At 38.1% G+C, this 12,661-nt stretch carries 9 protein-coding genes; 6 read left to right on the top strand and 3 right to left on the bottom strand.

Annotated features, from left to right (window positions below; all coding sequences use genetic code 11):
- Positions 1 to 48 precede the first annotated feature (48 nt).
- Positions 49 to 1,893, bottom strand: a complete 1,845-nt coding sequence (locus NAG76_04830) for an LTA synthase family protein (GenBank protein ID URN96767.1) — start codon at positions 1,891 to 1,893, stop codon at positions 49 to 51.
- A 741-nt stretch (positions 1,894 to 2,634) separates the two neighbouring features.
- Between NAG76_04830 and NAG76_04825 the strand changes: the two genes are divergently transcribed.
- The 5 genes from NAG76_04825 (at position 2,635) to NAG76_04805 (ending at position 8,515) form a co-directional block, all read left to right on the top strand.
- On the top strand, positions 2,635 to 3,489 hold the full coding sequence (locus NAG76_04825) for a M15 family metallopeptidase (GenBank protein URN95572.1): 855 nt from the start codon (positions 2,635 to 2,637) through the stop codon (positions 3,487 to 3,489).
- Positions 3,490 to 3,518: 29 nt separating this feature from the next.
- Positions 3,519 to 4,970: a cardiolipin synthase gene (gene cls / locus NAG76_04820; GenBank protein URN95571.1), complete on the top strand. Its 1,452-nt coding sequence runs from the start codon at positions 3,519 to 3,521 to the stop codon at positions 4,968 to 4,970.
- Between the two features lie 818 nt (positions 4,971 to 5,788).
- Positions 5,789 to 6,181: a transcriptional repressor gene (locus tag NAG76_04815; protein URN95570.1), complete on the top strand. Its 393-nt coding sequence runs from the start codon at positions 5,789 to 5,791 to the stop codon at positions 6,179 to 6,181.
- A complete protein-coding gene (locus NAG76_04810; protein URN95569.1) occupies positions 6,163 to 6,912 on the top strand; it encodes a response regulator transcription factor in 750 nt (249 codons plus the stop codon). The genes NAG76_04815 and NAG76_04810 overlap by 19 nt, the downstream gene beginning before the upstream one ends.
- A gap of 145 nt (positions 6,913 to 7,057) precedes the next feature.
- On the top strand, positions 7,058 to 8,515 hold the full coding sequence (locus NAG76_04805) for a catalase (GenBank protein URN95568.1): 1,458 nt from the start codon (positions 7,058 to 7,060) through the stop codon (positions 8,513 to 8,515).
- A gap of 113 nt (positions 8,516 to 8,628) precedes the next feature.
- Here the strand turns inward: NAG76_04805 and NAG76_04800 are convergent, their stop codons facing one another.
- Entirely contained in the window at positions 8,629 to 9,447 is an 819-nt protein-coding gene (locus NAG76_04800; GenBank protein ID URN95567.1) for a hypothetical protein, read from the bottom strand.
- Positions 9,448 to 9,677: 230 nt separating this feature from the next.
- Positions 9,678 to 11,714 carry a M1 family metallopeptidase gene (locus tag NAG76_04795; GenBank protein URN95566.1) on the bottom strand — a complete coding sequence of 679 codons (2,037 nt, stop codon included), beginning with the start codon at positions 11,712 to 11,714 and terminating at the stop codon, positions 9,678 to 9,680.
- Positions 11,715 to 11,817: 103 nt separating this feature from the next.
- On the opposite strand from NAG76_04795, the gene NAG76_04790 reads away from it, so the two are divergent.
- Complete coding sequence (locus tag NAG76_04790) at positions 11,818 to 12,354, top strand: YwhD family protein (GenBank protein ID URN95565.1); 537 nt, start codon at positions 11,818 to 11,820, stop codon at positions 12,352 to 12,354.
- The last annotated feature ends 307 nt before the right edge of the window (positions 12,355 to 12,661 follow it).

Below are 12,661 nucleotides of genomic sequence, written 5' to 3'. Positions count from 1 at the left end.
TATTGAGCAAAGCTAGATACTTTGCTCAATAGGCCTTTAAATGTTTAATTATTTTTCATCTTTAACCGCAGATTTTTTTAATGGCAAGCTATTTACATAGCTATCGGAAAGCTTTAGTAGATCGAGTGCGCTTTGGAATTCTGACTCTGTTGCTAGACCATTATCTACATTATGACCTGACAAAGAATAATGTCGGCCATCTTCATAACCACTACCTGATAGGAATAGTTCTTCACTCGTTAGGAATGAACCAGTAGGTAGATAGTAACGTTGCGGTAAAATATTTTCAGTTTGATTGAAAATATCTTGACCAAAATGAATTTGTGATTCAACACTAATACCGAGTAAGTTAGCTATTGTAGGCAATACATCAACTTGACCACCAATTTGTGATAATGTTTGACCTTCGGATACCCCTTCATTAATGATAACCAAAGGAACATTAATCATATCCGTGTATGCATACTCACGACCATATATTTCGTTCATAAGTTCGCGTTCATGATTATCAAGAGAATAAATTGGCAAACCAAGATGATCTCCGTACATCACGATCAAACTGTCTTCCCAAATTCCTTTATCTTTCAAGTCTTGAATAAATACTCCCAGTGCATGGTCTGCGTAGTTTTGTGCCACAATATAATTACCAACTAGCGTATTTTGAAAACGTTCTGGTAGCGAAATCAATTGTTTATCTTCAGGTAAAGTATAAGGATGATGTGCAGTCATCGAAATGACTTGCGAATAGAAAGGATTTTCTGCAGCATCCATTTCAACTAACTTATCTAAAGTTTTACGATAAAGTACATTATCAGAAGCGCCAAAGAAGACAGTATCCTCTTCTCCGAAGTATTTAGAATCATAATAATGGTTGAAGCCTAGTGATTCATACAACTCACCACGGTTCCAGAACTCCACTACGTTTGTATGGAAAGTAGCAGTATCATAATTATGCTCCTCTAACAATTTCGGTAAGCTAGGTAATTCACGATCAGCATACATTTGTGTCGCTGCTCCACGAGCAGGAATATAAAGTGATGAGTTCACTACATATTCGGCATCTGATGTATTTCCTTGTCCTACTTGCTGATAGAACTTATTGAAGTAATAGTTTTCTTTCACTAACTTATTGAAATTAGGTGTAATTTCTTGGCCATCAATTTTTAAGTTTACTAAGAAGTTTTGGAATGACTCCATTTGAAGAATAATGACATTTTTACCTTCAGCAGTACCATATAGATAAGGCTCAGTTACAGGATTAACATTTTTAATTTTATTAATAGCTTCTTGTGTAATATGTTCAGGTTCAACAAATTCCTTGTCTTTACTGGAAAGAATCATATAAGCCTCATAGTTTAATATACCCATTTGTTCAGCCTTTACAAGTTCATTCATACTTGCACGGTTAGGTACAACATTGAATAGGCAAACAACTAGTGAAACGATAAGAATTGGTAAGGCAAATCTAATACTACGTTTGTTTGAGTTTCCTCGACCTGATGAACTTCCTCCACTTGGTGGAGTTCCGCCTCCTGGTGGTTTTCTTTTAATGAAAATGAAGAAAGCCATAATAACAACATCAATGTAGATGAATAGGAAATAAGGGTCCATCAATGAAAACACACTGTTCTTGACCGCTGTAACTTGGTTTACTTGTGCTAGTGCAAAATAAGTTACAATAACACCATAATACTTATAGTACATAATGACGGCAAATAATATAGAAGTCATTAGTAAGTTTGCTATCCAGTAATATAGCATTTTTCTTTTCTTTGCAAAGCATTCAATTAAACAAAAAACAATGAGTACAAACGGTAACTCTTTAAGTAGAAGTGTCCAAGACGCTCCTCCTTCAAAAATAACCATCCAAGCTAACGAACTTTTTAATAGCATAATGAATGAAAATAATAACAAAGGCCGCGTACCAAATAAAGACTTAATATTGCTTACCACAATTCATCCTACCTTTCAAATAACATATATACTTTTATGTGAAGTTAATGGTGAGTTAGAACTAAGAAGAAGTATGTTTCCGAACTTTTCTCTTTCGAATAAGGCAGAATGCCAAGAGAACAATATCAATGAAGATGAGTATGAAATAATAATCTGTTAGTGAGAATACACTATTACTTACAGCTAATACCTGATCGACCTGAACTAATGCTTGTGAAAATGCAAAATATGTTACAATGACGCCATACCATTTATAATAGTAGACACTGACGGATATTCATCCAAAATATTCTTCTTTCCATATAGTGTTTATTCATACAAACGAGACGGTCAGACATATCATACATAAAGAAATGCAATAAAACAGCAAGAAAATAATCCAAGTATATTTCTTACTAAGTATTACAAGGGTTAAAGCGAAAAGGATAAGGAGCGAGCTATAATACTTAATAATAGACAAAACCAATTCTTTCATCTCATCTGGTTATTTCAGTAGAACTTCATTGGTGGTATAATACTTACTTATTATGCTTGTACGGCGTGGCGTTGTCAAAAAAACTAAAACTACTAATCCGCCAAATTATCTATTAATACGCCGTATAGTGTTAAATAACCATAATTAATCGTATGATATCATCGTTAATCGCGAGAAATCATGCATCTACACAAGGAGGCAATATTTTGAAGGTTTTCAAATTATTTTTATTTTTAATCACATGTGCTGCTATGATTGGTATTGTTATATTTCTAATGTCTGATAAGAATGAACAAAACAATGAGTTAGTTGATGGAACTAACCAAGAGGAAAATATTCCAAATAATGACTCTTCTATTAATAACGGAGAAGAAGATGATAATGTTTCAAATACTGACGGAAATGATGATACTAATGGTAGTGGTCAGGAAGAACCAGTACCATCGCCTACATCAAGTCCAACTGATAATGTGGATACAGATGCTGAGAGTGTAGCAGTAATGGTCAACCCAAATTATAAGCTTCCTGAAGATTATTCTCCGAAAGATCTAGTGTACCCAGATGTTCGATTTACATTTGATGACAAAATAGAGAAGCGTATGATGCGTCAAGCTGCAGCTACTGCTCTTGAAGAAATGTTTGAAGCTGCGGAAGTTGATGGGATTTATTTGGCTGGAGTATCTGCATATCGATCACATGAAACTCAAAAAGCACTTTTCAAACGTTACGTAGAGCGTGATGGTTATGAGAAAGCTAAGACGTACAGCGCAGAGCCAGGGACAAGTGAACATGAAACAGGTCTTGCTATTGATGTATCAGGTAGTACTGGTAAATGTGCAGCAGAAGACTGCTTTGGCGGGACAGTAGAAGCGATATGGCTTGCTAACAACGCTGCAAATCACGGGTTCATCATTCGTTATCCTGAAGGAAAAGAAGATATTACAGGTTACAAATATGAACCATGGCATTTACGTTATGTAGGTGTAGAAATAGCGAAAGAAATAGATTCCGAAGGACTAACACTTGAAGAATATTATCAGGTTGTTCCAGTAAAAAGATAATTAGTGCAATTCAAAGGGGATGATAAGCAATGGATATTGTTCAAAACATCTACTTTACGATTACAATACTAAATATATTTCTTGCGATTGCAATAATATTTCTTGAACGTAGAAATGTAAGCTCAACATGGGCGTGGATGATGGTACTGTTTTTCATTCCTGTTCTTGGATTCGTTCTTTATCTTGTATTAGGTCAGAAATTCAAAAAGCGCAAACTAGCAAAGTTGCTTGGTATTAATCCGAGTATGATCAATGACTTAGTTATTGAACAGCGCCGTCAGTTGCAAAGAGGTGATCTTGATTTTGCTGGGCCTGAAATTGACGAATATTCTGATTTGATATCGATGAACCTTACAACAGGACTTTCACTATTTACAACACAGAACACTGTAAATATTTATACGGATGGCAATGAGAAATTTGATGCTCTAATCGCTGATATTGCTGAAGCTAAGCATCATATTCATCTTGTCTATTATATTGTAAGAAATGATGCACTTGGTCGTAGACTTATGAAAGCATTAACTGCTAAGGCGAAAGAAGGAGTGGAGGTTCGCTTCTTATATGATCATATTGGTAGTTCAAATCTTCCTCGTAAATTTTTCAAGGAGTTTCGTGCTGCAGGAGGGAAGGAAGAAGCATTCTTTCCCTCTCGTATACCGTATATTAACTTTAAGATCAATTTTCGTAATCACCGTAAATTAGTTGTTATTGACGGTGGGATTGGTTATATTGGCGGTTTCAATATCGGAGATGAGTACTTGGGTCTTAATAAGCACTTTGGTAAGTGGCGTGATACTCATTTACGTATTCGCGGAGATGCAGTTTTACAGATGCAAGCCCAATTTATGATTGATTGGAATATGGCATCATCCTTAAAAGTTGGTTTTAATGAAACTTATTTCCCTATATTGATCGCAGAGAATAATAATCCCATCGGCATGCAAATTGTTGCTAGTGGGCCTGATTCACAATATCAGGAGATTAAAAATTCATACATAAAGATGATTTACGCAGCTAGGAAATCGGTGTATCTACAAACCCCTTACTTTGTGCCAGATAGTAGCCTTTTGAATGCATTAAGAACTGCTGCACTTTCAGGCATGGATGTACGAATTATGTTGCCTAGTAAGCCAGATCACTTCTTTGTTTATTGGGCTACACAATCGTACTTGGAAGATCTTTTGTCATGCGGTATTAAAGTATATATGTATGACGTCGGATTTCTCCATGCCAAAACGCTTGTCGTAGATGGAAAATCAGCATCTGTTGGTACAGCGAATTTGGATATTCGGAGCTTCAAGCTTAACTTCGAGATGAATGCATTTATTTATAATCAAGAGGTAGCAGTAAGACTTGAAACAATATTCAATGAGGATATAGAAAATTGCCATGTACTTACTATAGAGGAATATTCGAAGCGTTCATGGGTTAGACGGATCAAGGAATCGATATCGCGTCTTTTAAGCCCCATCCTTTAGAGGAAGTTCAAAACATCCGCTCGTGATCACGCGGAATATGCTAACGTAGCTTAGTCGGCGTCGAAGATGCCCCCCATCGAAAGCCTGTGTGTGCTCGCGTACACAAAACGTACGCTGTGCTACTCGTTTTCGCTGGAGTGCATCTTCTTGGTGCTGACAAGCGAATGTTTTGAACCTTCATTGTAATAGAGGAAGTTCAAAACATCCGCTCGTGATCACGCGGTATCGCGTTGTAGATTAGTCGGCGTCGAAGATGCCCCCCCATCGAAAGCCTCTGTGTGCTCGCGTACACAAAACGTACGCTGTGCTACTCGTTTTCGCTGGAGTGCATCTTCTTGATGCTGACAAGCGAATGTTTTGAACCTTCATTGTATAGGAAGTTCAAAAAGCAGACTTTGATAACGATGATCGGCTATGTAGTTTATTCGACATCGAATATGAAGCGAACTTGGGAAGTCCGGTACGCGTGTACCAATAACGTACACTTGCGTTTCCTCCTTCCTCAAGTAGCGCTCCATTTTCTCGGTTCTGAAAGCCCGCTTTTTGAACCTTCATTGTATAGGAAGTTCAAAACATCCGCTCGTGATCACGATGATTGTGCTAACGTAGTTTAGTCGGCGGCGAATAGTAAGCAACACCCACTTATAACGAAAGCAATCTTTGACATTCAAATGTCTAGATTGCTTTTTTTTGTTTGTGCATAGAGCAAATGATAAGCCGTTTAATGATGGTAGTAATTGCAGGGGAAGATAGTTACATTGACGGTGCTTAATATTAGATTTATACTAAATCTAATATTAAGCAAAGGCGGCTGAGTCATGGTTCAGAAAATTAATTTAACAGTGCAACGTAGAGCGATTTTGGAGGTAGTGAAAGACTCTGAAGATCATCCAACAGCAGCGGATATTATTCATCGATTGCGTGAAAGAGGGTTTAATTTTGCGTATGGAACTGTGTATAACTCTTTACGTTATCTAACGGATGTTGAACTTATTAGAGAACTGAAATTAGGCGAAGCTGTTAGTCGATATGATGCGAGAACTGAGGAGCATCAACATATTGTTTGTACAGTATGCGGTAAGGTAGATGAAGTATTAGTAGATATTCCACAAGAATGGTTAGATAAAGTATGTGAACAAACGAATTACAGTATTCATCATCCTCATATCGTTATGGAAGGGGTGTGCGGCCAGTGCACGACCAAGCAATAGAGCGATCAGAAGATCAGTTGTTATGCACGTTAACGAAACGAGTTATGATTATTAGTCCCCTGCCAGAACGAGTAAAGCAATTATTTGTTTCGCTATCAACGGCATGTTTCGATGTGTTTTCATTACATGAATTTAATGAAGATATGTTGTCATCTGTGAAACCTGAACTAGTGATCTACGATGCATTGCCAACGGCAGTTACTGCTTCCTATACAGACGTACTAGAAAGAGGTCATAGTTTACTGGGCAACGTTTCTAGTTATCATATTTCATTAGTTATTCTGATGGATGAACAAACTTATGAGCGAAAAGAACAGTTAGAATTAGCGGGCGCTGAAATTATGATCTGGCCTTCATCTGTAGATCAAGCGCTTGAGCGTATTAATCGCTTGCTTGAGAATCAATCACAGTTTTCAAAATTTGAAGATCTTATCGTATTCAAAGATTTGAAAGTGAATACTCGTAAAATGATCGTCACGAAGGACAATCTACGTATAGAGCTGACCAAGACAGAATATGATCTGTTATTACACTTCTTAACTTCAGATGGCGCGGTTCAGACGAGAGAAGTACTACTTGATGTTATTTGGGGATTACAGTTTTATGCAGGCAGTAATGTTGTTGATGTTCATATTAAAAGCTTGCGTAAAAAACTTGAAGATAGCGCAGTGGATCCCAAGTATATCGCTACCGTTCGAGGAGTTGGCTACCGTCTAGCTGATCGTGATTGATACGTCCAATTCTTAGATAAGTTATTCATTGTCAATTCATTGTTTCTTCATCAGAAGTTCATGACATAGTAACCCACACTCCGCTATAGTAAATATACTAAGATTTAGATTAAGTCTAAATACTAAATAAGGAGTGTATGAACAAATGACAAGATTAACAACGAATCAAGGCGGACCTGTCGCAGACAATCAATCATCACGTACAGCAGGGCAACGTGGACCTGTATTAATGGAAGATTATCATCTTATCGAAAAACTAGCACATTTTGATCGTGAACGTATTCCAGAGCGTGTTGTTCATGCCCGCGGTGCAGGTGCACATGGCGTATTTGTTACATCTAAAAATATGAGCGAATTTACGAAAGCTAATTTCTTGCAAACCGAAGGTAAAGAGACACCAGTTTTTGTTCGCTTCTCAACAGTTATTCATGGTCAAGGTTCTCCTGAAACTGCACGTGATCCGCGTGGTTTCTCGACGAAGTTCTATACAGAGGAAGGTAACTACGACCTTGTAGGTAACCATATTCCAGTATTCTTTATTCGTGACGCAATCAAATTCCCGGATATGGTTCATTCACTTAAACCAGATCCAGTTACAAATATACAACATCCATCACGGTATTGGGATTTCATGACGTTAACTCCTGAATCTACACATATGATGACTTGGTTGTTATCAGATCATGGTACTCCGGCTAACTATCGTGAAATGAATGGTTTTAGTGTTCATGCTTTCAAATGGATTAATGCGGAAGGTAAAATCACTTATATCAAATATAAGTGGTTATCGAAGCAAGGGGCTCGTAACTTTACAGCTGCTGAGTCAGCAGATCAACAAGGTAAAGATTTCAACCATGCAACGCGTGATTTGTTTGATAATATCGATAAAGGAAACTTCCCGGAATGGGAATTACAAGTTCAATTAATGCCTTATGAGCATATTGATCGTTATAGCTTCGATCCATTAGATCCAACTAAAGTATGGCCTGAAGATATGTATCCGTTTCAAACGATCGGAACAATGACACTCAACCGTAACGCTACGAATTACTTTGCAGAAGTAGAACAAGTTGCCTTTGCTCCAAGTGTACTAGTTCCTGGTATTGAGCCGTCTGAGGATAAATTGTTACAAGGACGTCTATTCTCATATCCTGATGCACAACGTTACCGTCTTGGTGCTAATTACACTCATATTCCAGTAAACTGTCCTTATGCTGCAGTTCGTAATCAGCAACGTGATGGTGCAATGACGATGACTGCTAATCCATCAACATATAACTATGAGCCGAATAGCGGTTCTGATGAGCTGCAAGAAGCGTCAGAGGAGTTCAAAGATTCCTATTCACCTATTCATGGTGTAGCTGGTCGCCAGAAGATTGATAAGCAAGATAACTTTACCCAAGCTGGTGAGACATACCGTTCTTGGTCGGCTGAGGAACAAGCTAACTTACTTGCTAACTTAATTGGCGATCTATCTCAAGTGAATGAAGATATCCAGCTACGTGCGGTGTGTAACTTCTACCGTGCAGATGCTACACTTGGACAAAAGTTGTCTGAAGGTTTGAACGTAGACATTTCTAAGTTTATTCCTCAACATTCTTAATAGGTTAATGTTTTTTAGTTAGTACACAACGTTATTGACCAATATGTCATGTAGAGATACAATCAAAACTAAGCGCGTAGATTCCTTCAAAGGTCTCTACGCGCTTAGTTTATTTAAATTTTATGTTCACGTATACTTTCATATTGTGCAGATACCATCCATACTTTGAATAACGTACGAATGAGTGGCAAGATTTGATAAAGTAAGAAGCTAAGAAAGCTAACCCAAATGATAGATAATGCGTGAATACTGACACTGAAGAATGAATAGATGAGTGAAATAACTATTGATACTAAGATGAAAGGAAGGAGATGAACGAGCGTTTGACGTAACACAGTTGTTATGCTCATCTCCCATGAAGTACCAAGCTGTAACAGATAGAATAACAGCTGAACAATAAGTGCCCAAGCAATATATACAAATAATGTCCAATCTAATAAGCTGAATATCGCATTAATTGATTTATTCGAAAGTATTGTGGTGAAGACTGGTTTTACAATCCAGATCAACGGAATAAAGATGAGAATATTTTTGATCCAGTACAATAACGTCACTTGTTTCCACTTAGCGGCAATTCCTTTACGGAAATATGTCCCTTTGCCAATTTCAGAACGATGATGGATAGAGTAGAATAGCCCCGCTTGTAGAAACGGTGTAAAGATCATGCGAATAAAGAGTAGTATCAGGAACGTATATAGATAGGGCATCCATACATCTGTTTTCAAAATTTGAAATTGATTTTCAATCCAGAATAATGCGACAGTATCTGCACTTCCAGTAAGCTCGGGGTATCGCTTGAGCAGAGGGGTAATAATGTTGTCTATCATTTTGTAAAGTATAAAACCCCAAATCGCTTGATACAAGAACAAAGCGATAATGATTTTTGTATGCCCTTTTGCCATACGCCAACCTTGGCGTAAAAATTGTGTCATAGCAACTTTCCTCCTAAAACTTATTTTGAAAGTTCAAAAGCGGATTTCAGAACCGAGAAGATGGAGTTAATTTACGGAAGTATGAAACGTAAGTGTACGTAGTTGGTACATGCGTACCTACAATGTTTCTGCAAGAAACATACATCGCAAGCTTACGCTTGACTCCCAAATTAGCTTCATATTCGATGGGATATACGCTGCGTTAGCATACTCATCGTTATCAAAGTCCGCTACCAGCTGAATAAGCGTAGTGCATAATCAATAATAGACTCAGTTACGATATTGACTCGTTTTACTTCGGCATTCGGTAATTCCGCTCGCATAAAGTTATTATTTAGATGATAATCAAGTTTATTGTTTTGCTCTGGATCAATTTTGATCCAGCTAATAGGTACTTCAGATCGCTCTACAAAGTGTAACTTCGCTTCGTCACTTAGATCCCATTGTTTTCTTACAGTAGATCCGTCCTCGAAAACGAGATCAATTGGAATACTGCGCGGCATACCACTGTTTTGATCTAGCAATATCGTATATTCATAGATAGTTTTTTCTTGTTCTTCGAATACTCGACTTTTAATATTTTGAATGGCTAGGTCTGCACTCTCGTTACCATATACGAATTTATCAAAGTAAGATTGCCATGATTGTTTCGTAATGTTCTCGACGATGCGTTGGAATTGTTGCGTGGTAGGATGCTTGAATTTATAAGTTTGGAAATAAGAACGCATAATTTTGCTCATCGTAACTCTTCCAACAATATCTTCAATATCAAGTAATACTAGCTTGCCACGCAAGTACACATTTTCAGCATAATGATTATGATCTTTATATAACCATGAATTTAATTGTAGTGGTGCAGGGTTAGTCATAAAACTCGCTTCAATCCGATGATTACTCGTAACGCCATAAGCATTCTCAATAATTTTCTCTTCAGTATAAGAAGTAAATGCTTCATCTAACCAAGCTTCCTCGAATTCATTGTTAGCAACCATTCCATACCAATATTGATGACTAACTTCATGAATGACCGTTCGTTCAAGTTCATACTTAGGATTAGTCGAATCAGCAGCTAAAGTTGTAACAAATGTGGGATACTCCATACCTCCAGCACCACTTGCACCTGCGGGTGGTACGACAATAGACAGTGTGCTATAAGGATAAGCACCATAGTTTTTACCGAGATATGCTAGTGCTGACTTGGCTGCGTGTATATAGCGTTCTGCCAATTGCTCATGTGCAGGGTCTAGGTAAAGCTTAATTTTGACACCAGGTACTCCTTCATGAGAAAAGGATGATTCATGTGTAATGAAATTAGGTGACATCGCAAAGGCAAAGTCGTGTACATCTTCTGCATAAAATTGAACCATTTTACGACCTTGTCCAATATTTGCAACTTTTGTTTGCATACCTGTACCTGCAACGGTGTAATTTTCGGGAGCATATACTTTGACACTGTATACGGCAAAGTCACTGTAAAATTCTGAATTACCGTGATACTGATGAATATTCCATCCTTCTTTCATGACGTTGCGAGTGCCGACAGTTTCATAAGCAGCAATTTTGGGGAACCATTGACCAGCCATCACAAAGTCTTCGTAATAACCCATTCTTGCAAATACTTGCGGTAGTGTAACTTCAAATTTAATTCGAAGAGTTACGGATTCTCCTGGTGCTACTGGATCGATTAGACGGAATGTAGCAACAGTATAGTCGTTGTTGTTCTGATCATCAGGGGAAATGTATTTCACTCGTGGCAACATATTTTCACCTTCGAGTGTTTCGAGATTAAGTAATCGTATTGAACCTTCACTTTTGTCCGTTGCTTTATCTCCTCTAAGTTGTCCACCAGATTCTTTCATAAATGTACTGTCTGGTGAATTGAATGCATTAGCATATAGATGAACATACATATCTGTGACGGTTTCTTTTCCTGGATTGGTCCAAGTAATTAATTCCTCACCGTCTAACATATGTTCTTCCTCACGAAGACTAACTTGAATGTTGTAATCGACGACACGCTCACTTAGTTTTACTGCCGGTATACTTGGTGCGGTGTTTTCATAATTAAGTGTACCGTTTGAGGGCTTGGCCTCATTGAGGGCTGGTTGAAACATGGTAGACTGAATGTTCTGGATTGATTGGATTGGTTCAAGTGCATAAGTGTAACTCGATTGCCATGCATGTTGAAATTGATAAGGCCAAGTGGCAATTAAGAATACAACAATGAGTAAACCAACAATAATTAACTTAAATGGTTTTGAAGACATCTATCGATTCCCTCCCGTTGACAAGCATCTACAGCATGTATATGTTGGCTTTTCCAATAATATTAGCTAAAATAGAATTATTGTACGGGAAGGTGTGATAAAAGTGACAGATGAGTTGAATCAATCAGCACAACCAGAGAAAAAAGAGAAAAAACAATTGGCTCTTAACGTTGTGAGTAATAAAAAGCATAAAGGTTTTGGCGCAGGTTCTATCGATTTAAGCGATGTTGCTTGTGTAATGATTGACCAAGGAGTAGCTTTTATTGACGTAGGTGCAATGCATGCGAAAAGTAAAATTGAACGCGGCATAAAATTTACGCCTAATAAAGAAGATACGCCTAATGGTCGTCCATGTTGGATTGTCTGGGTTGCAGTAGGTCGAGATGAACAAGGAGCGTATTATGCAGGCGCAACTTCTTGCGAAATGTTAGTTGATACAGAAGCTAAGCGTGGCTGGAAAATTCTCGCTGACCATGTTAATCGTCTTGATTCTGCAATTAAAAGTCGCTACATCCTTGATAATATAGGCCCAGTTGAAAAAGCAGCACTGCGCAAATTGCTAATGGAGCATAATGCGGAGTGGTGGGAGCATTCTCCAGAGGAACTAAAACAAGCGCTCGCTAGTGATCACGAAGATTAGGCTGACGTAGCTTAGTCGACGGCGAAGCTGTCATTCATCGGAAGCCTGTGATACTCACGTACCAATAACGTACGCTCCGTTTCTCGGCTTTCCTAGCTTCATGCCATCTTCTTGGTGCTGACAAGCGAGCTTCGCTTCGATGCTGGGATGTGTGGGCTATTCTTCGTGGTGCTTCAAAGTCGCTCGCTCTGCGATCTCTTTGAATGTTGGACTTCGTGGTGCTTCAAAGTCGCTCGCTTCGCGATCTCTTTGAATGTTGGACTTCGAGGTGTTTGGAAGTTGCTCGCTTTGCGATCTTTTTGAACAT

The organism is Candidatus Pristimantibacillus lignocellulolyticus, assembly GCA_023639215.1.
Classification (GTDB): Bacteria; Bacillota; Bacilli; order Paenibacillales; family Paenibacillaceae; genus Pristimantibacillus; species Pristimantibacillus lignocellulolyticus.
This window is presented reverse-complemented; position numbering and strand designations above follow the sequence as displayed.